Here is a 25,367-nt window from a genome sequence, read left to right on the forward strand (position 1 = left end):
AGAATAATCTCAGCAGCTCTTTTTAGTATGTGCATATGTAGATGAGTAATCACGCCAAATTTCATTCATCTTTCGTCTACCGATATCTACCATCGGATTAAACTGAATTGCAGATTTCTGACGAACAAAGTGAACGTTTTGAATGGCGTGAGATAATTGTTGGTCGACTATATCACGTTTTTTGCTTGCATATTTAGCAATAGATAGACCTGCAACTGTTCCTTGCGCCATCGCAATTTTTCCGCTTTCAATGCCTGTAATATTGCCAGCTACAAATAAACCAGGAAGAGGAGTTTCCATTGTTTCGGAATGGAGAGGAACGTGTCCACCTAATTCTGAAATGTAATGGAAGGGACAACCAGCTACAGCTGCAAGTTCGGCAAGTGGGTATAATCCCCCGGCAATACAAACAAAATCTGCTTCATATATTTTCTCTGATCCATTAATAACATTTCCTTTAGAGTCAATATTAGCAACACGTACACCTTCAACTTGATCTGTTCCGATAATTTCAAGAGCTGCTTTCCGAAGGTGAAGTGGCGTTCCGTTTATTTTCATTCCGCTGTTTGGATAGAATGTTAATCCAGCTTTTCGAACCCAATCATATTTCATAAAGTGGCTACCTATTCGCAAAATAGCAGAAGGAGCGAGATGTGCTGCATTTAAAAGAGAGTTTAAAACTTCTTCAGGTTCACCAGCTTTTTGACTTAACTCGCTTTTCTCAGGGAGTACAATATGATCCACTGTAATTCCCGCTAATTGCAATTCACTTAAAATGGCGAAAGACAAAATGTTAGCACCAATAATAATTCCTTTTTTTCCAACTTGCACGCGATGAACATTTGTCATAACTTGAGCTGCTCCAATTGACATCACTCCTGGAAGTGTCCAGCCAGGAAGGGGAATAGAATATTCCGCAGCTCCAGTAGCAAGTAGTACGAAAGGCGCTTCTAACGTACCGATATTAGTATGTACAAACCAATTGTTTTCATCTCTATCTAAATTATAGACCGAAACACCGCACCTGATATGTACTGAAAGTGATTCTGCTTCTTCATGAAGTCGCTTCGATTCTTTTATTCCGTTCCACCATTCTCCAGTAGGCTCTTGATGCAACTGTCCTAACAATCTCCCGCCCGGCTTCATAAATTCATCAATAACGAGCACTTTTAGTCCGAAACGAGCACAAGAAATAGAAGCAGATAATCCCGCTGGCCCTGCACCAATAATAATTACATCACTCATCGTTTTTTCACCATCTCTCTCACGATATTCGGATGCTGTTTCCCGCTTTCAACAACCATGTTTTCTTCTACAACAGTTAAGCATGCGCGTACATTTGTTTGATTATTTACTGTCATGCGGCATTCGGAACAGTGTCCGATATTACAATAAATACCTCGCGGTGTTCCGCTATCTTCATGAACTCTTACTGTCCTAATTCCATTTGCTAACAGGGCAGCAGCTATCGTTTCATGTTCATATGCTCCGTATTGATGACCGTTAAATTGAAAGGTAATACGCTCACTACTTTGTAAAGTACCTAAAATAGGGTGATGTGTAATTCTACTCATTTACTTTCACCTACCGATCCAAAAGTAACTGCACGTATTGGTGGTTGATATTTTAACGGTAGTTCATTAAGAGTTACGTCAGGATTCGCATTTTCAATCATTCGATCTATCATTATTCTGCATGTGCGACCACCGCAAAATCCCATGCCAGCACGTGTTCTTAGTTTTAATTCTCTTGCCGAGCAGTTATATTCAGCAATTGTCGATTGAAGTTGCCCATATGTAACCTCTTCACAACGACAAACGATTAAGTTGTTTTTATTTGTCATGTGTATTCCTCCTCTAGTTCGGTTTTCACAAATTATATATGCAAAAATCATGCCAATATAGAGGAGGGAGAGAGGGCTACCTGTAAACGCCTGATCGGTGCATACTGATTCTTTATTGAAGTCCAAGTTTCTTTAAACGGTTATATAAAGTAGCCCTTGTTACACCAAGTTGTTTTGCGCATTCTAATTTATTCCCATTTAAAATTCGTAAAGCCCTTTCAATAACTTTTTTCTCATGCTCATCCATCTCTTCTTGTAAAGAAAGGATTGTATTATTGTTGCTGAGTAATAGGGAATGGGCTGTATGGTTGTCTAAAGTTTCAGTCGTATGAAATGGTAAATATTCTTGTTTTATAATTCCGTCTGTTGCGAATACCACAAGCCGTTCAACAACGTTTCGAAGTTCGCGAATATTACCTGGCCAATTGTAATGAAGCAGTTCATGCATAATGCTTGAAGGTAAGTCACGAATTGGTCTGTTATAGTTGATTGAAAAATCGTTTAAGAAAGAATAGGTTAATTCAATAATATCCTCGCGTCTTTCGCGCAGCGGTGGAATCTGCAAGCTAACTACATTTAAGCGGTAATATAAATCTTCTCGGAAAGTTCCTTTTCTCATTTCTTCTTGTAAATCACGATTTGTAGCAGCGATAATACGGAAATCAATATTAATTTCTTTTTCACCACCAACTCGGTAATACTTTCGCTCTTGCAGTACACGTAACAGTTTTACTTGCATATCAAGTGGCATTTCACCTATTTCATCAAGAAATAAAGTACCGCCTTGCGCGAGTTCAATTTTACCTTTTTTTCCTTTACTATTTGCTCCAGAAAACGCCCCACGCTCGTAACCGAATAATTCACTTTCAAATAATGCTTCTGGAATTGCCCCGCAGTTAATCGAAATGAAAGGCGCCTTCGCTGCTTCACTTGCTTCATGAATTGCTTTCGCAAATACTTCTTTTCCAACTCCGCTTTCCCCAAGTATTAAAACAGTTGATTTCACCGAACAAACTTTTCTAGCTAATTGTATCGTTCTTTGTATAACAGGACTTTTTCCATTCATCGCAAGGAATGGATCGGATTCATCTTTATACTTTGCCACTTCTTGTTCTAAACGGTGCATTTCATGTGACATATTAAATAGTTTTTCATTTAAAGCGACTTGATTTGTAACATCTGTTTCTGAAACGACTGCTCCTATAATTTCATCATTACAATAAACTGGATTTGAATTAATTAATACGAATAAATCGGGGCGAGGCTGATGGAACTGAGCGACTATGCTTTTTCCATCATGTAAAGATTGTAAAATTTCCAAGTCTTTATAATCAAAAAAACGAGTAATCGGTTGCCCAATAATCTCATTATGGTTGACTGAAAATATTTTTTCAGCACCATCTGTCCAAGTTCGAACGCATTCTTTACTATCAATTACTGTAACAGAAGAGTCAGTTGTTTGTATTACAGTGTCATAAAATGACTGTAGTTCATTGTAGGACTTATAAAGAAATGGAATCATTTGCTGAGAAGTTATACAGCATATCGGCTCATCGTTTTCGTTAAGGATGATAACAGCTAATTCATAAGAAAAAGCGTCAATTAATGCAGTGAATGAGTCATCTACATAAATAATTGCGCAATTATATTCTTCTGTAGTAGAAGGGAGGTAATAAAACCTTTCGTTTATTTTCTTAATGCGATCAAGGCTACATGTATGATTGATTAAAACGCTTTCCAAAAATTCTTGTATAGTCGGAAATGAGAATTCCATAATGTCCTCCTGTTATGTATAAAAATTTTGACAGTGATAAAAAAATAATACACCTATTTACTATGAATTTAAAATATTTTTACAAATAAAAATATTTTTTATAAAAATTGTATATGTACAGAATTGGCACGTCAATTGCATAAAAAGAAAGTGAGAGGGCTAGGAAAGGAGGAGTATATTGTGAGGCACTGCGACGTTTTAATTATAGGTGGTGGAATAATAGGGTGTTCTATCGCTTATTACACTTCAAAATACGGAAGAGACGTAACAATCATTGAAAAAGGGGAATTTGTCAGCGGGACGTCTTCACGGTGTGATGGGAATATTTTGGCCATTGATAAAGACCCGGGATTTGATAGTCAAATGTCTTTAGTAAGTCAAAAATTAGTAACTGATTTAAGTGAAGAATTAGAGCATTCATTTGAATATAGGGCACCAGGAAGTATTCTCGTATGTGAGTCAGACGAAGAGATGGAAGCTGCGCAGCAATGGGTAAATCGGCAACAAGAAGCTGGATTACCGTTTCGAATGCTTGATAGGCAAGATATAAGGGAAGAGTCGCCTTTTTTTGCTGATGATTTATTAGGCGGTTTAGAATGTGCGACGGATTCAACTGTGAATCCATATCTCCTTGCTTTCTCGCTTCTGTCAGAGGCACAAAAGTTTGGCGCAAAAGCTTTTAAGCAGACGGAAGTAAAGAGTATGGAAATAGAGACGGATGGTTCATTTGTTGTAGAAACTACGAATGGAACTTTTACAGCAAAACAAGTTGTAAATGCAGCCGGTGTGTGGGCTCCTAAGATTGGTCAGATGTTAAATATAAATATACCAATTGAACCGAGAAAAGGGCATATTATTGTAGCTTCAAGGCAACAACACGTAGGATGCCGTAAAGTAATGGAATTCGGTTATTTAATTTCTAAATTTGGCGGAAAACGAAAAGTGGATGCTTTAACTGAAAAATACGGGGTTGCGCTCGTATTTGAGCCTACTGAAAGTCAAAATTTCTTAATTGGTAGTAGTCGTGAATTTGTAGGATTTCATACGAGGATAAATAATGAAGTCATTAAATGTATCGCAAATAGAGCAATTCGCTTTTATCCGAAAATGGCAGATATGATGGTAATTCGTTCTTACGCTGGTTTACGTCCGTGGACAGAAGATCATTTACCGATTATTTCACGAGTGGAACATATTCCGAATTATTTCATTGCCGCTGGACATGAAGGTAATGGGATTAGTCTTGCAGCAGTTACTGGAAAAGTAATTGAAGAGTTATTAAATGAAAAAGAGACAATTATTCCTATTGAACCACTTCGTTTGAGTCGTTTTACAGAAAGGGTGTTAAACGGATGAGGTCACAAAGAGTCTTTACGACGATTGATACACACACAGGTGGGAATCCAACGAGGACATTAATTAGTGGACTTCCAAAGTTGATTGGAGAGACGATGGCAGAGAAGATGTTACATATGAAAAAGGAGTATGATTGGATTCGAAAATTGTTAATGAATGAACCGCGTGGTCATGATGTAATGTCAGGAGCATTATTAACAGACCCATGTCATCCTGAGGCTGATATAGGTGTTATATACATAGAGACAGGTGGATATTTACCGATGTGTGGTCACGATACAATCGGTGTATGTACAGCGTTAGTTGAATCAGGTTTAATTCCGGTAGTTGAACCGATTACTTCTTTAAAACTAGATACACCGGCTGGCTTAGTTGAAGTAGATATTGCTGTTCAAGATGGAAAAGCAAAAGAAGTATCTTTCTGTAACATACCAGCTTTTTTATTGAAAAATATTACTGTACAAGTGAAAGACATTGGGACTATAGAGGCTGATATTGCGTATGGAGGGAATTTTTATGCCATTATTGATGCGAAATCAGTAGATCTAGAATTAGTACCAGAAAATGCATCTACAATCATCGATAAGGCGATTCATATAAGAAACACAATTAATGAGAAGTTTGAAATCACTCATCCAGAGTATTCGTTTATAAGAGGATTAACACATGTTGAATTTTATACAGATCCTACTCATGAATGTGCGCATGTGAAAAATACAGTTGTTGTACCACCAGGCGGAATAGATCGATCTCCATGCGGTACAGGAACATCTGCGAAGCTAGCTGTATTATACGCTCAGAAAGAAATCGAAATTGGTGAAGAGTTCATTCATGAGAGTATCGTTGGTTCTTTATTTAAAGGATATGTCATGAATACGACACATGTTGAAAATATTGAAGCTGTCATAACGAAAATTACGGGATCAGCTTGGCTTATGGGTATGCATAGATTTTTTTACAATGAAATGGATCCACTTAAAGAAGGATTTTTGCTAATTCCGCCGATGGAACATGAAACGGAGGATATAAAATGAACATTCAAAAAATGTATACAGCAGTAGACGTACATGTAAATGGCGAGGCATTTCGTGTAATGAAAGACGTACCATGCAAATACTACTACAGTTTGGAGCAATTAAATGAACAATTTTCAGGTGAATTAGCAGAAGAGATGAAGCTTTTATTAAATGAACCACGTGGTTTTATCGGTTTGAATGGGTGTATTGTCGTTCCATCTATCTATAACGAAGTGGATGCAGCTGTATTATTTTTTAATCATGAAGGTTCGGTTCCGCTTCATTATGGAGGCATTGTTGCAGTAATAACGATGTTACTCGAAAGTGGGTATTTAAAAAAGAGAGAGTCCAATCAATACAAAATTGAAACGTTATCTGGAATATTTTTAGTTCATGCGTATGTAGAGAATGATGAAGTTATATCGGTTTCGTTTGAAAGCAAACTATGCTATATGATTGAGGGAAATTTACAGGTTGGTAATGTAAGTTATTCTCTCATACAAGCAGATAAAGTATATGCAGTTGTAGAGAAAGGTGCGTATTCGCCAGAAATTCGCATGGAAAACATTTCTGAATTGAAAAGATGAGGAGAAGCTACACTACAGACTATACAAAAACAGTCGCTAATAAAAAGGCTTATTTTAGTAGATCCTTCGCAAAAAGAAAAGAACCATATAAAATCGATTACATTTCATGAAGATAACTTTATCGTACATTCGCCAGGTTTTGTTTCTACTATTGTTTCCTATGTTCATGCGTTATTTAAAAATGATTATATGGCGGATAAACCTTTTAAAAATGAAAGTATATTTAATAGTTTTATAACTGTGGAGAAAGTGAAGAAGGAGGAACTAGGATACATTTTCCGTTTTGAAAGTAGAGGGTTTATTACAGGGATGCAGACGTTTCTATTAGACCCTACGGATCCGTTTCCGGCAGGTTTCTTATTAAAATAAAATGTGATAAGGAGAGATAAATATGCAAAAAATTAAAGGGGCATTTCCAGTATTAATAACACCGATGGATGAATTTCAGGAAATTAATTGGGATGGGGTAAAGCAAAATGTAAATTACTTTATCGAACAAAACGTTGCAGGTATCATCATTAATGGAAGTACAGGAGAATTTGTAAGTTTATCAAAAGAAGAACGATTTAAAATGGTAGCAACCGTGTTGAAAGAAATTGATGGCCGTATTCCAGTTATTGTTGGAACTGCAGCAGAGACGACGAAAGAAACAATTGAATATACGAAACATGCAGAAGCGCACGGAGCGGATTGTGCATTAATTATAAACTCTTACTATTGTAAACCGAAGGAAGAGGAGATTTATTTTCATTTTAAAGAAATCTCAAACTCTGTAAATATACCAATTATGTTATACAATAATCCATTTACTTCTGGTGTTGATATGAGTACAGAGCTAATGCTCCGTATTGGAAAAGAGTGTGAAAATGTTACACATATTAAAGAATCTAGCGGAGATATTCGAAAAGCGAGAGATTTAGTAAGACAAAGTGAAGGGGCTTTCCAAGTCTTCTGTGGTTCTGAAGATTTAGTTATGGAATCATATTTAGTTGGTGCCTCGGGATGGGTTTCAGTAGCAGGAAATATCGTTCCCGGTCTCGTTACAAAAATGTATGAGCATTTTCAAAATGGTGAATTAGAAAAGGCGTGGGAAATAAACGATGCTATTTTACCACTTTGTGAGTTTCTTGAAGGATCAGGGAAATATGTTCAAATCGTTAAACGTTCTATGGAATTACATGGGCAAGCGGGAGGACCTTCTCGCTATCCAAGACTAGGGTTAACTGTAGAAGAAGATCAAAAGCTTCAAACGATTTTATCAAATATTGCAGCTCATGCAGCTGTTTAAATAAGGAGGAGAACATAATGTTAAAGACAAATATTGAGCTGAAACCAAAAGTGGAAGCGTTTTTAAATGAAGAAATTAAAATGTTTATTAATGGCGAATTTGTTTCTGCTATTGGCGGAAAGACGTTTGAAACGTACAATCCAGCAACAGAAGAGGTTCTAGCAGTCGTATGTGAAGCGCAAGAAGAGGATATTGATGCTGCAGTAAAAGCGGCAAGATCTGCATTTGAATCTGGCCCGTGGGCAGAAATGGCTACTGCTGAAAGAGCGCATCTTATTTATAAATTAGCAGATTTAATTGAAGAACATAGAGAAGAATTAGCGCAACTAGAAGCTTTAGATAATGGAAAGCCATATCAAGTAGCACTTGATGATGATATTTCAGCGACTGTAGAAAATTATCGTTATTACGCAGGATGGGCTACAAAAATTATTGGGCAAACAATCCCGATTTCAAAAGATTACTTGAATTATACGAGACATGAACCTGTTGGTGTTGTAGGACAAATTATTCCGTGGAATTTTCCGCTTGTTATGTCTTCTTGGAAAATGGGAGCTGCACTGGCGACAGGTTGTACGATTGTATTAAAGCCAGCAGAGCAAACGCCTTTATCTTTACTATATACAGCGAAACTCTTTAAAGAGGCTGGATTTCCAAACGGCGTTGTAAACTTTGTATCAGGCTTTGGTCCTGAAGCAGGGGCTGCAATTGTAAATCATCATGACATTGATAAAGTTGCTTTTACAGGATCTACTGTTACAGGAAAGTATATTATGCGTCAATCTGCAGAAATGATTAAGCATGTAACGTTAGAGCTTGGCGGAAAATCACCAAATATCATTTTAGAAGATGCGGACTTGGAAGAAGCGATAAATGGTGCATTCCAAGGTATTATGTATAATCACGGTCAAAATTGTAGCGCAGGATCACGTGTATTTGTTCATCGTAAACATTATGAAACTGTAGTAGATGCACTTGTGAAAATGGCGAACAACGTAAAACTTGGAGCAGGTATGGAGAAAGGAACGGAAATGGGTCCACTCGTATCTAAGAAACAACAAGAGCGTGTGTTATATTACATTGAGCAAGGGAAGAAAGAAGGTGCTACAGTTGCGGCTGGTGGCGAACGTGCGCTTGAAAAAGGTTATTTCGTTAAGCCAACTATATTCACAGATGTTACAGACGATATGACAATCGTTAAGGAAGAAATATTTGGACCAGTTGTTGTCGTACTTCCATTTGATTCGACAGAAGAAGTAATTGAACGAGCGAACAACTCATCCTATGGCCTTGCTGCGGGTGTATGGACGCAAAATATCAAAACGGGTCATCAAGTAGCAAATAAATTAAAAGCAGGAACAGTGTGGATTAATGATTATAACTTAGAAAATGCAGCTACACCATTTGGTGGATATAAACAATCTGGTATTGGCCGCGAATTAGGTTCATATGCGCTTGATAATTATACAGAAGTGAAAAGTGTTTGGGTAAATATAAAGTAATAGGGCGTTTTACTGATAAAAATTGAGGGATGAAATAATGAAAGATGCGGACAACTAGAAAGTTTGATAATAGTTGTCCGTTTTTTTTATATACAAAATTGCTTTTCCAAAGAATGATAAGGGGGATTTGGATGGAGAATTTAGTAGAATGGTTAGTAGGGCAAGTGTGGAGTATCGGTTTAGTTGTTTTTGCATTAGGGGTAGGCGTATATTTCACGATTGCAACACGCTTTTTGCAAATCCGTTATTTTAAAGAGATGATTAAACTATTATTTGAAGGAAAGAGTTCAGAGACGGGAATATCATCTTTTCAGGCATTTTGTTTAGCCTTATCAGGAAGAGTTGGAATTGGTAATATTGCAGGGGTAGCGACAGCAATTGCTTTCGGCGGTCCTGGAGCTGTATTTTGGATGTGGGTAATGGCTTTGTTAGGGGCAGCGAGCGCGTTTGTAGAATCAACATTATCTCAAGTATACAAAAGTAAAGTAGGGAATGAATATCGCGGCGGTACTCCATATTTCATTGAGAAAGGTTTGAAAATGAAATGGTTTGCAGTCATTGTAGCAGTAGTTGTAACACTTTCATATGGCGTGTTATTACCAGGTATTCAATCTAGTAGTATCGCAGTTGGATTTGAAAACTCTAATGGTATTAGCAAATATATAACTGGTATATTTTTAGTCGTGTTACTAGCAGCAATTATTTTTGGTGGTGTAAAGAGAATTGCTGGCGTTTCTCAAATGCTTGTTCCATTTATGGCAATTGGTTATGTAATTGTTACATGTATCATATTAATTGCGAATGTAACGGAGATTCCAAGTATGTTTGCTTTAATTTTCTCTAGCGCATTTGGTGTAAATGAAATGTTTGGTGGAATTGTTGGTGCAGCTATTGCATGGGGCGTAAAACGCGCTGTATTTTCAAACGTTGCTGGTGTCGGAGAAGCGACGTATAGTTCGGCAGCTGCTGAAGTATCGCATCCCGCAAAACAAGGATTAGTTCAAGCGTTTTCCATATATATCGATACAATTGTCGTATGTACAGCGACAGCTCTTATGATTTTAATAACAGGTATGTATAATGTTATACCTGAAGGGAAAACCGCCATTGTACAAAACATAGGAAATGTGGAAGCTGGTCCAATTTATACACAACAAGCAGTTGAAACTGTGATAACAGGGTTTGGTCCAATATTTATTTCAATTGCGATTTTCTTTTTTGCATTTACAACGTTACTCGCTTATTACTATATCGCTGAAACGACACTTACTTATTTAGATCGTCAACTGAAGTATGGCTGGTTAAAACCAGTTTTGAAATTTGGATTTTTAATTATGGTTTACATCGGTAGCGTTGAATCAGCGTCGCTTTTATGGAATCTTGGAGATTTAGGAATCGGTAGTATGGCATGGTTAAACTTAATCGCAATCTTACTTTTAAGTAAAACCGCATTAAAAGTGTTAAAAGATTATGAAACGCAGAAAAAAGAAGGGAAAGATCCAGTATTTAATCCTAAAAATGTGGGGATTGAAGGATTAACATTTTGGGAAGAAAGAAGTAAAGAGGTTGAAAGAAAAAGTTCTAGAGAAAAAGTTATTGTCGATGATAATTTAAAATTATAACTCAAATTAATTGAAAATTCTTAATTTGAAAGAAGGTATATTGCCTCCATTTCATCACATACTACAATAAGTATGGATAATATGACTGGAGGGAATAAGATGGAACATGAGCAACATAGTTCGATAAATGATATTCTACATCATTATAAAGAAGGTATAGGTAGTTTTACAAATCAAATTCCTGAAATCGCTGAGACATATAATGCGTTCACGCAAGCTTGTTTTCAAGAGGGTTCTTTAACAAAAAGAGAAAAACAACTTATTGCATTAGGAATTAGTTTAGCAACGCAAGATGAGTATTGTACAATTTATCATACAAAAGGTTGTCTTGATCAAGGATGTTCGGATAAAGAGATTCTGGAAGCATGTGGTGTTTCAGCAGCATTTGCTGGCGGAGCTGCGATGAGTCAAGCGGTAACTTTAGTGCAAGAGTGTTTAACAGAATTGAAAAATCAAAAGCATTGAATAAAAAAACGTTTTAAACTTTATGTTTAAAACGTTTTTTATGTGAAATTAAATTTAAGTATAAAAATTATCTAGGATGGGTTCAATTTATGGTTATACAATAATGGAGAATTTTAAATTTAGTAGGAATGAGAAATAAAAACTATTTATTTAGTTTTAAGGTTTTGTAAAAAGCTTCAATTGTTTCATATAATCAATAGCTTTTGTTTTGTTTTTCTGTTTAGAAACATAATGTGCCTCATTAAAATCTCTATAGTAACTGTTAACTACTTCTTCAGAAAGAGCACCGTCAGATATAGCTCTTTTAACCGCGCAGTTTGGTTCATTTGTATGTGAACAGTTAGAAAATTTACATCTCATAGAAATCTCTTTTATATCTTCATAGCCAAAATCAAAATTCCTCTCAAGGTTTATCAAGTCAAATCCTATTTTACTAATAAGAAATCCCTCCACTTTTGAAAGAGTCTTTTAGAAACATACATACAAATTTTATCGTTTTCAATTTGTATTCACTTTAATATTCTATATCTTCATAAATAGATTTTTCTACATCAGGAAGAACTGTGTATATACTCTTACCGATTAAAGCTTCTAATTCTTTCTTAATCGCATAAAACCCTTTCCAATGTAAAGATGTATGAGATGTTGTACCATGACGCAAACCAACAGAAATTAATCTTCTTTCCAGCGTAGTAAAGCCATCCGCATCAGCAAGAGCGTCACAAAGAGTAATTACTTTATTGTATAAGTCGTAGTTACAATGTTCATTTAATATTTCAACTAATCGGCTTCTCATATGGTCAGGAACGAGACTCCATTCTGCTGCGATATCTATATGTTCATTTTTGCATGGGAATGAGTGTGTCACACAAATAACAGCGTTTCCTGTATACCCTAAATCATTCATATACATATAACCATCATAGGAATGAATGACCGATTTGGTAAAACCTTTGTATCTTCCGATATCATGCAAAAGGGCAGCGTTATATGCTATGTCAGCATCTAGCTTGTACCCTTTTTTTATAAGTTCTATAATTATGTTTTCAGTTGCATGAGCAACATGTAGTGAATGTTCAAACCAAGGGCCCGGGTTTTGTTCATATGCCCATTCGAGTAATTCTTTTGCGTACATTCTATCTAATATATATTTCATATCGTTATCCTTTCACAAAAAATCATATCTTAACTATAAATTCCTCTTATTATTTCATTATTCCTTCTTTAAAAATTGTTACAATGAAACAAAAGGGGGAAAAGTAATGCGAAATTTAGTAATTGAAGAAATTAAGAAACTAGAAAATGATATAGAAGAACTTTCGAAACTTTTGAAAATGGTTGTAAATGATGGGGCATCAATTGGTTTTTTGCCTCCACTGGAACAAAAAGATGCAACAAAGTATTGGCAAACAGTATTAGCGCCAGAAGTGATATTGTATGTGGCTAAAATAAACAACGAAGTAGCAGGGAGTATTCAATTACAATTAGTTACTAAGCCTAACGGAATTCATAGAGCTGAGATTTGCAAATTAATGACTCATCCAAACTTTAGACGAAACGGTATTGGACGATCGCTTATGCAAAAAGCAGAGGAACGAGCAAAGCAAGAAAACAGGTCTCTTTTAGTATTAGATACTAGAGAAGGAGATCCTTCCAATAAATTGTACAAATCACTAGACTACCAAGAAGTTGGAACAATACCAGGGTATGCAATTTCTTCGAATGGAAAGTTAGATGCTACGGTTCTTTATTATAAAAACATTTAAGTTATAATCAAACGGGGAGAGTGCTTAATTATTAGTAAGTGAATAATAAACGACTATTTTTAACACCGTCTATATTTTTCTGGCGGTGTTAAAATAGTTAATTATAATCTAATTAACGCACTAAATGAATTTGAGAAAGTTTTTAGAGGGTTCTTTTAGTAATGATTCTCGTCTTATAATAAATGTAGAGAAGATGACTAGCCGACTATAGTTATTTTCGCTTTATTATGGGAAGGGGATGAAAGAATGAAAAAGAATAGTTTACAAAAGATGAAGAAAGTTATTTTAAGTGGTGGCGTATTACTTACGGGATTATTAACATTTGGGTTTTCAGAAAAGGCTTCAGCTCATGGATATGTAGAATCACCAGCGAGCCGATCTTATTTATGTAAGCAAGGTGTAAATGTAAATTGTGGACCAATTCAATATGAACCACAAAGTGTAGAAGGGATAGGTGGATTTCCACAACTAGGACCTTCTGATGGACAAATTGCAGGGGCTGGTCATTTTCCCGCTTTAGATGTTCAAACTGTAGATAGGTGGAAGAAAGTTACGTTAAATGGCGGGACGAATACATTCAAGTGGAAACTAACGGCTCCTCATAGTACGAAAGAGTGGAAATATTATATTACGAAAAAAGGTTGGAATCCAAATAAACCTTTGACGCGATCAGATTTAGATTTAGTGCCATTCTATGTAAAAAATGACGGGGGAGCTAGACCAGGGACAACAGTAACGCACGAAGCAAATGTACCAACTGACCGTAGTGGATACCATCTTATTTTAGCTGTTTGGGAAATTGCAGACACTGGAAATGCGTTTTATCAAGTTATAGATGTAAACCTTTTGAATAATGGCTTATCCTCAAATTTTGCTTTTAACAATGTAGTGCAAGCTCCTACACTATTTTAATTGAAACATACATTTCGATCATCTAATTCATTTTAGATGATTTTTTTTATGAAAATGATGAAAAATATAGAAGAAAGTGCAATTATTTATAAAAAAATATGCTTTAAATATTGTCATATTTGCTTCTTTAAGATATCCTTTTCATGAAGAGGTGGAAAACATGGAAAAAGTACTAGTTTTCGGGCATAAAAACCCAGATACAGATGCAATTTGTTCTGCAATTGCTTATGCAGAATTGAAAAAAGAATTAGGAATGAATGCTGAGCCTGTACGTTTAGGCGAAATCAGCGGTGAAACTCAATTTGCGTTAGACTATTTTAAAGTAGAAGGACCGCGTTTTGTTGAGACAGTAGCAAGCGAAGTGGACAACGTTATTTTAGTTGACCATAACGAGCGTCAACAAAGTGCTAACGATATCGAATCAGTTCGTGTGTTAGAAGTTATTGACCATCACCGTATTGCTAACTTTGAAACAAGCGATCCTATATACTATCGTTGTGAGCCAGTTGGCTGTACAGCTACAATCTTAAATAAAATGTACAAAGAAAATGGCGTAACAATTCGTAAAGAAGTTGCAGGTTTAATGTTATCTGCAATCATTTCAGATTCTTTACTATTCAAATCTCCAACTTGCACAGAACAAGATGTAGCAGCTGCTCGTGAATTAGCGGAAATCGCTGGTGTAGATGCAGATAACTACGGCTTAGAAATGTTAAAAGCTGGTGCTGACTTAAGCGGAAAAACAATGGAGCAATTAATCTCTCTTGATGCTAAAGAATTCCAAATGGGTAATGCGAAAGTTGAAATCGCACAAGTAAACGCTGTTGATACAAACGACGTTCTTGTACACCAAGCGGAACTTGAAAAAGTAATTTCTGCAGTAGTAGAAGAAAAAGGTTTAGACCTATTCTTATTCGTTGTAACTGATATCTTAACTAACGATTCTGTCGGTCTTGCGATCGGTAAAGCAGCAAACGTTGTTGAGAAAGCATACAACGTATCACTAGAAAACAATACAGCTACTTTAAAAGGTGTTGTATCTCGTAAAAAACAAATCGTACCAGTATTAACAGAAGCATTCCAAGCTTAATCGTATTGCGTACAGATGAACAGTAAGGACAAGTAGTCAGATTGGCTATTTGTCCTTTTTTATTTATAATAAGCAGAAATTTTTAACTTTTAAACAGTCGCATTGTGTATGCTTAATGATATGGAAGTATTGAAAAGTAAATTACAGGGGCTTTTTGAAAAAATATTGCATCTGTTTCAAAATTAGAGAGCTGGATTTCGGAGGAACTGCGTTTAAACGCTGAAATACAGATGTTGCGTTTAACTTTTTAGAAGAAAGGATATAAAGTTTTGATTAACGAATTAAAATAAGGATAGCGTTAGCTATCCTTATAATCGTTTATTCGTAAGATTTTTTCTTGTTTATATAAAATGTGATTATCGTAGTAATGAAGAAAATAGGTATCGCATACACTTGCCCAACAAATAACTTCCAGCCGACATAATTATAGCCTTCAGATGCTGGGATGATAACGGAAATAACGCAAACGATAAAATAGACTAATAGTGCAGGAATAATATTTTTCATTTTTATGAACCTCCTTTATTGTTTTATTAATACATACTTGCATTATAATTTAGTTTCATTATTTTGAAGAAAAAATGAAAAATTTTTTATGGTATTATAATATTTGCAATGAGAGTAATCTATAGTACGCATATGGTAAAATGTGTAATTTTAACTTTCAGAATTATTATATAGTATCTCGAGAAAAAAATGTACAAAATAACGAATTTTATTTACCAAAGTAAAGGGAGTAGAAATATATATGAAAAGGCTATGTATAATTCCATGCGGAAAAAAGAAAATTTGGGATAAACATTCAGACTACGGACCGATGGAAGCAAAAGATGTATATATTAGTCCGTTCGGAAAAGCATGTCAGGCGTACGCAACTATGTTTTTCGAAAACTGGGTTATATTATCAGCGAAACATGGATTTTTAAGACCAAGTGATATTGTATTAGAAAACTATGATCTTGCATTTGATTCAAAAAGCGATGAGGTAATAAGTATAGAGCAATTACAAAAACAGATGGTAGATAAAAGTTTACTACAGTTTGACGAAATCGTCTTACTAGCAGGGAAGAAGCATAAAAAAGTAGTGACAAAGTTATATCCAGAAGAAATGATTACATATCCGCTAGAGGGGTGTAAAGGAATTGGGTATATGTTGCAGAGGTTGAAAGAAGCTGTGAAGGAAGGGGAGGAAATATAGGTGTAGTTTCAGTGATTTTAAACTCTATTTATTTAGGGAGCTGAAAAGTAAAATAGAGTTTTTAGGCATCGCCGAAAGGGTGATGCTTTTTTGTTCGTGTCGTCATTCATGTAAAAGTAATTTAGAGAATAAATCATTCGATTTATGAAGCGATAGCTTTTTTATATCGAAAACAAATTGCATAACTTTTAGAAAATATAGGACGTATGGGCACAGTTAAGATTGTAAGTGGGAATAGCAATAAGACAAGTTTTGAATAAGATATTAAGAAAGGAGATGTTGATGAATAATGGCTAGATATAGTTTGCACGGAGGACACAATAGTATTGTTCAAGGTGCTAATTTCGGGAATCGGAAAGAACACGTTCTAGATAGGCAAGTTAAAGATGCCGTGGCGGCTAAGTTAAGAGCCCTAGGACACACGGTTTATGACGATACGGACGAGGTAGGGGCAACTCAATCACAAAATTTAAATAATATCATTCGGAATAGCAATTCCCATGCTGTGGATTTAGTTATTTCTTTTCATCTTAATGCAAGTGATGGAAATGGACAGGGTGTTGAGGTTTTATATTATGATCAGAAAGATTTGGCGGCTAAAATCTCAGCTCAACTAGCAAAAGATATTGGATGGCGTGATCGAGGTGCGAAACAACGTACAGATTTAGCAGTATTAAATGGAACGAAGGCACCGGCTATTCTTATTGAATTAGGGTTTATTGATAATGAATCCGACATGGCAAAATGGAATGTTGATAAAATCGCTAATTCTATTGTATTTGCTCTTACAGGACAAACTGGAGGAGGTGCAGCGAATTTGCTCAAAGTAAAAACTGGTGGTGTAGCATTTAGTAATTTACAAGATTTGGCTCAAGCTATGGTTGATGCGGGTATTGATGGACAAATTGTCGTTCAAAAAGATGGCATTGGTTATGCTATAACGAATGGCTATCCGTCCGGGAATATCGATAAATTTACAGCTTGGTTAGATGCACGTAAATGGTACTATGAGTACGTGAGATAAAACGAAAATTGGTTTGATTAAAAACTAAAAATTGTCTTATTTTTAGTTAACAAGTATATTAAGTAACTATAAAAATATGGACAATTTATATGTAAATTAGTACACAAAACCACCTGTCAGAAAGGTGGTTTTATTTATCAAGCTATTTGCGGGAAGTAAAATTCTCACCTCAAAATTCGGATGAAGCTAAGAAATTAGGTGGGAATTACACTGCTCGTAGCCTCCTACTAATTATCGTTTCACTTTATATAGTTTAGAGTTTTGTAAATCTTTACTTATTAAACCCGTAATAATATTTTGTTTTCTCAATACATAAGCCGAATTTTAAATTATTACCCAATAATATAATACCTCTCATACTATTTATTAGTTGATAATAACAAAAAAACAAGCTTTGAATATAATAATGAAAAAGGAGATGTTAAATAATGGGTTATATTGTAGATATTTCGAAATGGAATGGCGACATTAACTGGGATATCGCAGCACCACAATTAGATTTCGTAATTGCACGTGTGCAAGATGGTTCAAACTATGTAGATCCTTTATATAAAAATTATGTACAAGCAATGAAAGCAAGGAATATTCCGTTTGGTAATTATGCGTTCTGTCGTTTCGTTTCAGTAGAGGATGCACGGATAGAAGCAAGAGACTTTTGGAACCGTGGTGATAAAAATGCAACAGTTTGGGTAGCTGACGTAGAAGTAAGAACAATGAACGATATGAGAGCGGGTGCACAAGCTTTTATTGATGAATTACGCAGATTAGGAGCTAAGAAAGTCGGTTTATATATTGCTCATCATATGTATGCTCCATTTGGAATGGAAAATGTCAATTGTGATTTTGTATGGATTCCTCGTTATGGTGGTAACAAACCGGCGTATCCATGTGATATTTGGCAATACACAGAGACAGGAAATGTGGCTGGTATCGGCAAGTGTGATTTAAATAAGCTGATTGGAAATAAGCCGTTAGCTTGGTTTACAAATCAAATTGTTGAGCCGATAAAAAAACAAGAAGGGGTTGGAATTATAGTGAATAAATATAGCAAAGTAGTTACTTATGAATTTGGTGTAAATTTAATTTCTGACATGATTCAAATGATGGATAAGCTTGGATATACTTCTAAAATAATATCTCGTGGAGATAACCAAGGGCTTGTGTATTTCGAAACAGATTATCGTCAAGGGAACGAACTGGACAAAGCAACTGCTTGGTTAGATATGAAAGGAATTAAATATTTTTATACAAAAGAGTAGTTTGCAAAAATAAGAGCCGTCATGTGACGGTTTTTATTTTTATTTAATCTTTTAACTCTACTTATAATATGGAGAAAATAGACTAATAAACAAGCCTTTGTATACTTTCAAACATAGAATATGATGAATTCTATCAAGGAGGAAGCATATTTATGAGAAATACTTGTCATTGTGGACATTTTCAAGATTGTAATAAATTTTGGGATGATTTAATGTTTGGGAGATGTAGATGTAAGCGCAATGATTTTCACGAGTGTTGTTGCAAAGAGAAACCGAAGTGTGAGTGTGAAAAATGTCATTGTAAAACAAAAGCGAAATGCCATTGTAGGCATGAAGAGGAAGGGTATTAATAATAAAAAAGAGTACGATTGGTCATCTCCCTGTCAAGTAGACAGAAATAAAAAGAGTATTATGCCACGGCCTTTTCCCGATATTCTATCGGGGAAAGGCCGTGAAGTTTTTCTTGGAATCTTTCTGTATTATAAAATTGAATATATTCTTGAATTGCTCGGTAGGCCATTTCATATGTTTTTGGGCACACTAAATACAACTTCTCTGTTTTTAAATGTGAGAAGAATGATTCGATACACGCATTATCAAAACAGTTTCCACGTCTAGAATGACTACCGACAAATCCTAATTTCTCTAACTGTTTTGCGTAGGATTTAGATGTATATTGAAACCCTTGATCTGAATGGAAAAGGGGCTTAGTAGTTAATGACTTCCCTTCTAATTGACGTAATGTAGTTAAAACCAAATCTAAATCATTTCTTGAAGATAGCTTCCAGGCAACAATTTCATTGTTGTATAAATCTAACACAGCCGACAAATAGGCAAATTGTTCTCCGATTCGTACATAAGTAATATCTGTTACGAATTTTTGATTTTGCTTTTCAGCTTGAAACTCTCGATTCAAATGATTTTTAAATACCACAGATGTTTTTCTTCCATAAAACGGACGTTTTTTTCGAATGATAGATTGAATACCCAGCTCTCTCATAAGACGACGAACACGTTTATGATTCATTACCATTCCTTCTCGAGCCAAAGCACGAGTCATACGTTTATACCCATAGTAAGGGTGCTGACGATGAATAGATAAAATATGTTCTTTATGCCACATATCCCTTTTCTGACGTAAACGCTGCACGTTATGATATTTCCGCCATTTATAGTAGCCAGCCTTAGAAACTTCCGCGATTTGAAGCAACCATCGGAGTGGATAGGCTTGGCGTAATGAATCGATAAGAGAAAATCGTTCTTTCTTTAGGACCATTCCTTCCCGTGTAGATTTGGATTGCGCTTTTTTAAATACTCAACCTGTGCCTTCAAATAAGCATTTTCTTCTTCTAGACTATTAAAATTCTTTCGATTCCAGACACCACGTTGATCATCAAAGGACTCCCCTTGTTGCGCACGTTTTACCCACTCAATAATCTGGGCATCGCTCTTCACACCGAGTTGTTCACGAATTTCTCGCAATGATTTTCTCTCTTCTAATCGAAGACGAACTGCTTCTCGCTTTAGTTCTTCTGTATATTTTTGAAATGATTGTCCTTTTCTTGCCATAAAAAAATCCCCTCCAGATAAAACAGTATTGAGTCCATCATATCAGATGGACTCTTTTTTTACTGTCTACCTATAGGGGATAATACCAGATGCGTACTCTTTTTTTGGGTGATTATATTCCATCTTGAACAGATTTCTTTACAATTACCCATGTGTCTTTCTTTTTAACCGTTATAGCTACATTAGTTCCATTAGATTCCTTATAAAAGATATATCCATTGTTTGAGTTTACATATGTAACTGGTTCACCTATGCAATCTCGCGAGCAGGATTTGTTGACTAGTTCAATTAAGGATAGTTCACTTGGATCGGTTTTACTGGCTTCTATAACAGCATCAAGGCTTGTTTTTCGATAACCTTGCAAGTTTATATGAAAAAGCTGCTCTATTTCTCCTGTAATGCTAGTGTTCATTACTTCTACTGAATTCTTTTTTTCTTGAAGAAAGCCGTTTTCATAAAGTAATTTTGTATAGCCAATCCATGCTATTAACACTAGCATGAAAAACATACCCGTCATTTTAAGTATTCGAAGTCGTTTGCTTATAATTGTTTCTGAGTATTTCATTCACTCTAATCCTCCAATGTTTTTAATTTAAAATATGCTTGGATACATACTTTTAGAAGAGGATGAAAGTTAATGAGTTTTTAATAAAAAAGAAAACATCCAGGGTTAGATGCTTTCTTTTTTTGGTATTTTTGGCTATCTGTTAGTTACTTGTTTCATAAGTGGTCTTATTTCTTTAACTGGTGGTTTCTTATCATAGGCATCAACGTAAGAAAAGTAGTAGTTTAAGTTTCTTAGAAGACCTTTTCCTATTTTTGCACTTAAGAAAGGAAAGACTTGTCCGGTATAATCATCGAGAGATTTACAGTAATATTTTTCATCTAAATATATACTGTATTTACATGTTAGTTCTACTAAAGGATTCCCTTCATCATCAAATACTTCTTTAGAATCAATAATATCTATTAGTGCAAATTTTTCATTTAAGTAAACTTTCTTTTTTTTCTCGTGTTTATTTGTAAGTATAAAAACGAGACCAATCGCGTTAATCAAACTATTTCCTCCTATAAAAAACGGATATTAATAAAATATATCGATATAAGCTAAATGTAAAGAGGAGAGGTGAAATATCATGGAGAGAAAACTAAATAAGCCGATTGGTGAGAGCTGATAATCAGTGGGGGATGAACAACCCCCTCACTGATTAAAGTTTCACTTTATTGAAATACTTGCGGGAATTGTTTTACGATTGCGTTTGTTATCATGTCAGCCATTTCTAATGCTTCTTTTTCAATTTTATCGTAAAGTTTTACTCCTGCTTCATAATCTTTATTTAGGAAGGCAAGTGCTTCTGCTTTCGTTAGTGCTGAATGTTCATAAAACATTTTTCTAAATTCTTCTTTATCTATATATGGGTTGATCCTGTTAAGGAATTCAATAATTGCGTCACCATTAGCGTACCATTTTTTCTCTATAGCGGCCGCTGCATTTTGATTACCAGCTTTTGCGGCTTTAACAAGATCCGCTGCAATTACTAAGTGATCTTTAATTAATGCACTATATTTTTTCACTGCATCCTCACCGTAAAATGGTTCAAGTGATAGTCCCATATGTGTTGCGTTTTGTAGAAGTCGTCCAACAGTAACATTAACATCTGGTAAATTAAATACTATACTTATAATAGCCAATCTCGTCCAAGCGACGTGTTGTTCCCATAAAGAACGCATATACCCTTTTAAAAAATTCTCATTTTTACTAATTCGGTAGTTCCGTACGGATAAATCATAGTTTACATAAGGGTTATGGTAGGGGGAGTAATACGATTGCCAATAAGAATACATAAATAGTAACACTCCTTTGAACATGTATAACTCAAAGTATGATGAAGATTTATTTTTAGTTACGTGTCCTAGATTATTTTTAGGGAATTTGAAATGGAGAAATTCAATGAATGGTGTTGTGGTATATATGAATAAATTGAATATAAAGTAAAAGAGGGTCTGTAAGGGAAGTTGCAGACCCTCAAAAGGGTATTGCCGAGATGTCGGACTCGACTACGTAATGTTATCATAAAATTCTTTTGAAAAAACCTGGTAAATGTGTCCAAATGAAATTGGGACCTTCATACAGTCAAAGGGACCTGCTTCCCGCGGCAGGCCCCAATAACTAGATAATGTCGATGAGCAAAAAACTCATCTGGAGTACTTTTATAGTAACAAGTAAAATGTGTTTTGTGTATTGAGAAAGAAGAATTGCATAATTATATGTGAACAATTTAAATCCCAACAATTTATGATTATCATTAATTGTTGGGATCTAAATATGGTTATAAAATGGAGAAAAGACTTGGAAGTGAGATCGAGGTACACAGAAGTATGTAATCATGAAAAAGACCTGCTAATATAAGCAGGTCAACTTAAGGGGTTTATCCAACAGATTATTATATATGGTAACAACTGAATTGTAGTAAGTCTATACATTTAATATTGAGAAAAATTCTGTGAATGATATATTTTTTGCACATATATTAACGTCTAAAAAGTTGAGAAAGAAAATTAAAAAGCTTTTTATAAGAGAATAATGGCTGGTACTTATAGTATGATTCATATTTCCACGCATCATTATTAGAGAATTGGAGTTTTTGTGTTTTCGTTTTTGCCTTGATGGAACTCATATTACGATGTTTCATATAGTAACCTCCTGAATTTATATGTATACGATTAGTAGTATTCAAGAAAGGGAAATAAAATGAACATTTAAATTGAAACTCTTTCTTCTTGTGTACTGGATTTACGTTATAAATGTTGTAAAACATATAAAATAATGATGCTAATTCATATTAAATAAGTGAAGAAACATAGAATAATGAAAAAACAATAAGCATCTAATCATCCCTTTCAAGTCGCATAAGTGATTGATATAATAGAAGTAGATGAAAGATAAAGAAAAGCGGGTGACTCTTTTTTGTTTACTAAAGCACAAGAACTTTTAGCGTCCTACTTTGGTTATTCTTCGTTTCGAAGAGGACAAGATGAAACAATTAAAAATGTACTAGATGGGAAAGATACGGTTTGTATTATGCCAACGGGTGGCGGTAAGTCGATTTGTTATCAAATTCCGGCATTAGTATTTGAAGGAACGACGTTGGTTATATCGCCTCTAATATCACTTATGAAGGATCAAGTAGATACATTGGTACAGAATGGCATTTCAGCTACATATATTAATAGTTCTATATCTATTGCAGAAGCAAATCAGCGAATTCAATTAGCGAAACAAGGACATTACAAGTTACTTTATGTGGCGCCTGAGCGTCTTGATTCGATGGAGTTTGTTGATCAACTTATTGATATGAAAATCCCTATGATTGCGATTGATGAAGCACACTGTATTTCACAGTGGGGACATGATTTCCGTCCAAGTTATTTACATATACATCGCATATTAGATTATCTTCCAGAAAAGCCGCTCGTATTAGCATTAACAGCAACAGCAACACCGCAAGTACGTGATGATATTTGTAACACACTTGAAATTAATCAAGAAAATACAATTATGACAACGTTTGAGCGTGAGAACTTATCGTTTTCTGTCATTAAAGGGCAAGATCGAAATGCATATTTGGCGGATTATATTCGTCAAAATCAAAAGGAATCCGGGATTATATATGCAGCTACTAGAAAAGTAGTCGATCAGTTATATGAAGATTTGATGAAGGCAGGTGTTTCTGTATCAAAATATCATGCTGGTATGAGTGATAGTGATCGAAATGAGCAACAAGAACTCTTTTTACGAGATGAAGTAAGTGTAATGGTAGCAACATCTGCATTCGGGATGGGTATTGATAAATCGAATATTCGTTACGTAATTCATTATCAGCTTCCAAAAAATATGGAAAGTTACTATCAAGAAGCAGGACGTGCTGGTCGTGACGGATTAGATAGTACATGTATATTGTTATATTCTTCTCAAGATGTACAAGTACAGCGTTTTTTAATTGATCAATCAACTGGAGAATCACGTTTTTCAAATGAACTTGAAAAATTGCAAAATATGACCGATTACTGTCATACAGAACAATGTTTACAATCATTCATTTTGCAATACTTTGGAGAAGAACCGAAAGAAGATTGTGGACGCTGTGGTAATTGTACAGACAATCGCGAGAGCATCGATGTGACAAGAGAATCACAAATGGTTTTATCATGCATGATTAGAACGAACCAACGCTTTGGAAAGCAAATGATAGCGCAAGTATTAACTGGGTCGAAGAATAAGAAAGTTATTGAATTTAATTTTCATACTTTACCAACGTATGGGCTTTTATCGAACCGTAGTGTAAAAGAGGTCAGTGAGTTTATTGAGTTTTTAATTTCAGACGAGTTAATTGCAGTTGAACATGGCACTTATCCGACGTTAAAAGTAACTGAAAAAGGGAAAGAAGTATTACTTGGTAAAGAGAATGTTTTACGAAAAGAACGAGTAGAGACAAGACAAATTGTTCAAGACCATCCTTTATTTGAAGTGCTTCGTGAAGTACGTAAAGAAATTGCACAAGGAGAAGGTGTACCTCCGTTCGTTATTTTCTCTGACCAAACATTAAAAGATATGTGTGTGAAAATGCCGCAAAATGATTCTGAATTGTTGACGGTAAAAGGTATCGGAGAACACAAACTTGTGAAATATGGCTCGCACTTCTTACAAGCAGTTCAGCATTTTATTGAGGAAAATCCAAATTATGCTGAAACGATTAAGACAGAAGTAGTTTCAGAGCGTAAAAAGTCAGGAAAAGCATCCGCAAATTCTCATTTAGAAACATATGAAATGTATAAACAAGGTATTGATTTGAATGAGATTGCAAAAGAACGTAACTTATCAAGACAAACAATTGAAAACCATTTAATTCGCTGCTATGAGGATGGAATGGAAGTAGATTGGCAAAGCTTTGTTCCAGCAGAGTATGAATCTCTTATTGAAACTGCCGTTCAAAATGCAGAGGGTGGGCTGAAATCTATTAAAGAACAGCTTCCGAATGAAGTGAGTTACTTTATGATTCGTGCTTATTTACAAATAAGAAAGTAGAGACATATAA

24 protein-coding genes and 1 pseudogene are annotated in these 25,367 nt (G+C 35.1%); 14 read left to right on the forward strand and 11 right to left on the reverse strand.

Translation table 11 applies throughout. The features are described 5' to 3' along the window. Nucleotides 1-9 precede the first annotated feature (9 nt). The 4 genes from QCI79_RS26420 to QCI79_RS26435 all read right to left on the reverse strand — a co-directional run bounded on the left by QCI79_RS26420 (nucleotide 10) and on the right by QCI79_RS26435 (nucleotide 3,617). Nucleotides 10-1,245 carry an NAD(P)/FAD-dependent oxidoreductase gene (locus QCI79_RS26420; RefSeq protein WP_001286106.1) on the reverse strand — a complete coding sequence of 412 codons (1,236 nt, stop codon included), beginning with the start codon at nucleotides 1,243-1,245 and terminating at the stop codon, nucleotides 10-12. Continuing rightward, a complete protein-coding gene (locus tag QCI79_RS26425; protein ID WP_000087070.1) occupies nucleotides 1,242-1,574 on the reverse strand; it encodes a (2Fe-2S)-binding protein in 333 nt (110 codons plus the stop codon). The genes QCI79_RS26420 and QCI79_RS26425 overlap by 4 nt, the downstream gene beginning before the upstream one ends. Further along, entirely contained in the window at nucleotides 1,571-1,843 is a 273-nt protein-coding gene (locus QCI79_RS26430) for a (2Fe-2S)-binding protein (RefSeq protein ID WP_000182619.1), read from the reverse strand. The genes QCI79_RS26425 and QCI79_RS26430 overlap by 4 nt, the downstream gene beginning before the upstream one ends. A 112-nt stretch (nucleotides 1,844-1,955) precedes the next feature. Beyond that, nucleotides 1,956-3,617, reverse strand: coding sequence for a sigma-54 interaction domain-containing protein (locus QCI79_RS26435; protein WP_000395824.1), 1,662 nt, complete (start codon nucleotides 3,615-3,617; stop codon nucleotides 1,956-1,958). Between the two features lie 180 nt (nucleotides 3,618-3,797). On the opposite strand from QCI79_RS26435, the gene QCI79_RS26440 reads away from it, so the two are divergent. From QCI79_RS26440 to QCI79_RS26470, 7 genes and pseudogenes are all read left to right on the forward strand, one after another. Further along, complete coding sequence (locus QCI79_RS26440; RefSeq protein WP_021728595.1) at nucleotides 3,798-4,973, forward strand: NAD(P)/FAD-dependent oxidoreductase; 1,176 nt, start codon at nucleotides 3,798-3,800, stop codon at nucleotides 4,971-4,973. Further along, nucleotides 4,970-6,007, forward strand: coding sequence for a proline racemase family protein (locus QCI79_RS26445; protein ID WP_001257540.1), 1,038 nt, complete (start codon nucleotides 4,970-4,972; stop codon nucleotides 6,005-6,007). The genes QCI79_RS26440 and QCI79_RS26445 overlap by 4 nt, the downstream gene beginning before the upstream one ends. Next, nucleotides 6,004-6,945 (forward strand): annotated as a pseudogene (locus QCI79_RS26450) (proline racemase family protein). The gene QCI79_RS26445 and the pseudogene QCI79_RS26450 overlap by 4 nt, the downstream one beginning before the upstream one ends. A 22-nt stretch (nucleotides 6,946-6,967) precedes the next feature. Continuing rightward, nucleotides 6,968-7,864: a 4-hydroxy-tetrahydrodipicolinate synthase gene (dapA, locus tag QCI79_RS26455; RefSeq protein WP_001169459.1), complete on the forward strand. Its 897-nt coding sequence runs from the start codon at nucleotides 6,968-6,970 to the stop codon at nucleotides 7,862-7,864. A gap of 17 nt (nucleotides 7,865-7,881) precedes the next feature. Further along, entirely contained in the window at nucleotides 7,882-9,366 is a 1,485-nt protein-coding gene (locus QCI79_RS26460; RefSeq protein WP_021728594.1) for an aldehyde dehydrogenase family protein, read from the forward strand. A 131-nt stretch (nucleotides 9,367-9,497) separates the two neighbouring features. After that, complete coding sequence (locus QCI79_RS26465; RefSeq protein ID WP_021728593.1) at nucleotides 9,498-10,988, forward strand: alanine/glycine:cation symporter family protein; 1,491 nt, start codon at nucleotides 9,498-9,500, stop codon at nucleotides 10,986-10,988. Between the two features lie 72 nt (nucleotides 10,989-11,060). Continuing rightward, the gene (locus QCI79_RS26470) at nucleotides 11,061-11,453 is read left to right on the forward strand and encodes a carboxymuconolactone decarboxylase family protein (RefSeq protein WP_002005224.1); all 393 of its coding nucleotides are present in this window, start codon (nucleotides 11,061-11,063) and stop codon (nucleotides 11,451-11,453) included. 156 nt (nucleotides 11,454-11,609) lie between these two features. Here QCI79_RS26470 and QCI79_RS26475 read toward each other — a convergent pair whose 3' ends face one another. Both QCI79_RS26475 and QCI79_RS26480 read right to left on the reverse strand, forming a co-directional pair. Then, nucleotides 11,610-11,906 carry a P-loop NTPase family protein gene (locus QCI79_RS26475; RefSeq protein ID WP_000398282.1) on the reverse strand — a complete coding sequence of 99 codons (297 nt, stop codon included), beginning with the start codon at nucleotides 11,904-11,906 and terminating at the stop codon, nucleotides 11,610-11,612. Nucleotides 11,907-11,967: 61 nt separating this feature from the next. After that, on the reverse strand, nucleotides 11,968-12,609 hold the full coding sequence (locus tag QCI79_RS26480) for an HD domain-containing protein (RefSeq protein ID WP_000874102.1): 642 nt from the start codon (nucleotides 12,607-12,609) through the stop codon (nucleotides 11,968-11,970). A 106-nt stretch (nucleotides 12,610-12,715) separates the two neighbouring features. On the opposite strand from QCI79_RS26480, the gene QCI79_RS26485 reads away from it, so the two are divergent. The 3 genes from QCI79_RS26485 (at nucleotide 12,716) to ppaC (ending at nucleotide 15,221) form a co-directional block, all read left to right on the forward strand. After that, nucleotides 12,716-13,219 (forward strand): GNAT family N-acetyltransferase, encoded by a 504-nt coding sequence (locus tag QCI79_RS26485; RefSeq protein ID WP_001245251.1) that lies wholly within the window; start codon nucleotides 12,716-12,718, stop codon nucleotides 13,217-13,219. A gap of 246 nt (nucleotides 13,220-13,465) precedes the next feature. Continuing rightward, complete coding sequence (locus QCI79_RS26490) at nucleotides 13,466-14,131, forward strand: lytic polysaccharide monooxygenase (RefSeq protein ID WP_000742279.1); 666 nt, start codon at nucleotides 13,466-13,468, stop codon at nucleotides 14,129-14,131. Between the two features lie 160 nt (nucleotides 14,132-14,291). Next, on the forward strand, nucleotides 14,292-15,221 hold the full coding sequence (ppaC, locus tag QCI79_RS26495) for a manganese-dependent inorganic pyrophosphatase (protein WP_000416865.1): 930 nt from the start codon (nucleotides 14,292-14,294) through the stop codon (nucleotides 15,219-15,221). Nucleotides 15,222-15,539: 318 nt separating this feature from the next. Here the strand turns inward: ppaC and QCI79_RS26500 are convergent, their stop codons facing one another. Beyond that, on the reverse strand, nucleotides 15,540-15,728 hold the full coding sequence (locus QCI79_RS26500; protein ID WP_000789486.1) for a DUF4017 family protein: 189 nt from the start codon (nucleotides 15,726-15,728) through the stop codon (nucleotides 15,540-15,542). 241 nt (nucleotides 15,729-15,969) lie between these two features. Between QCI79_RS26500 and QCI79_RS26505 the strand changes: the two genes are divergently transcribed. From QCI79_RS26505 to QCI79_RS26515, 3 genes are all read left to right on the forward strand, one after another. Beyond that, nucleotides 15,970-16,419, forward strand: a complete 450-nt coding sequence (locus tag QCI79_RS26505; protein WP_000824872.1) for a DUF6884 domain-containing protein — start codon at nucleotides 15,970-15,972, stop codon at nucleotides 16,417-16,419. Between the two features lie 289 nt (nucleotides 16,420-16,708). Further along, a complete protein-coding gene (locus QCI79_RS26510) occupies nucleotides 16,709-17,443 on the forward strand; it encodes an N-acetylmuramoyl-L-alanine amidase (protein ID WP_000135280.1) in 735 nt (244 codons plus the stop codon). A gap of 428 nt (nucleotides 17,444-17,871) precedes the next feature. Next, nucleotides 17,872-18,702, forward strand: a complete 831-nt coding sequence (locus tag QCI79_RS26515) for a GH25 family lysozyme (RefSeq protein ID WP_000540614.1) — start codon at nucleotides 17,872-17,874, stop codon at nucleotides 18,700-18,702. Between the two features lie 409 nt (nucleotides 18,703-19,111). Here QCI79_RS26515 and QCI79_RS26525 read toward each other — a convergent pair. The 4 genes from QCI79_RS26525 to QCI79_RS26540 all read right to left on the reverse strand — a co-directional run bounded on the left by QCI79_RS26525 (nucleotide 19,112) and on the right by QCI79_RS26540 (nucleotide 22,116). Continuing rightward, nucleotides 19,112-20,271, reverse strand: a protein-coding gene (locus QCI79_RS26525) for an IS3-like element ISBth8 family transposase (RefSeq protein ID WP_087874946.1) whose coding sequence is annotated in 2 segments (ribosomal slippage) — nucleotides 19,112-20,013 and nucleotides 20,013-20,271 — 1,161 coding nt in all. Because the reading frame shifts where the segments join, the coding sequence is not laid out codon by codon here. A 112-nt stretch (nucleotides 20,272-20,383) separates the two neighbouring features. Beyond that, complete coding sequence (locus QCI79_RS26530; protein WP_000877572.1) at nucleotides 20,384-20,836, reverse strand: hypothetical protein; 453 nt, start codon at nucleotides 20,834-20,836, stop codon at nucleotides 20,384-20,386. A gap of 135 nt (nucleotides 20,837-20,971) precedes the next feature. Next, entirely contained in the window at nucleotides 20,972-21,328 is a 357-nt protein-coding gene (locus tag QCI79_RS26535; protein ID WP_000606231.1) for a hypothetical protein, read from the reverse strand. Between the two features lie 164 nt (nucleotides 21,329-21,492). Further along, complete coding sequence (locus tag QCI79_RS26540; RefSeq protein WP_000287726.1) at nucleotides 21,493-22,116, reverse strand: hypothetical protein; 624 nt, start codon at nucleotides 22,114-22,116, stop codon at nucleotides 21,493-21,495. 1,123 nt (nucleotides 22,117-23,239) lie between these two features. Here QCI79_RS26540 and recQ point away from each other — a divergent pair. Then, nucleotides 23,240-25,357 (forward strand): DNA helicase RecQ, encoded by a 2,118-nt coding sequence (recQ, locus tag QCI79_RS26545; RefSeq protein WP_000494270.1) that lies wholly within the window; start codon nucleotides 23,240-23,242, stop codon nucleotides 25,355-25,357. Nucleotides 25,358-25,367 lie beyond the last annotated feature (10 nt).

This window comes from Bacillus cereus group sp. MG1, from assembly GCF_040460035.1.
GTDB classification, from domain to species: domain Bacteria; phylum Bacillota; class Bacilli; order Bacillales; family Bacillaceae_G; genus Bacillus_A; species Bacillus_A cereus.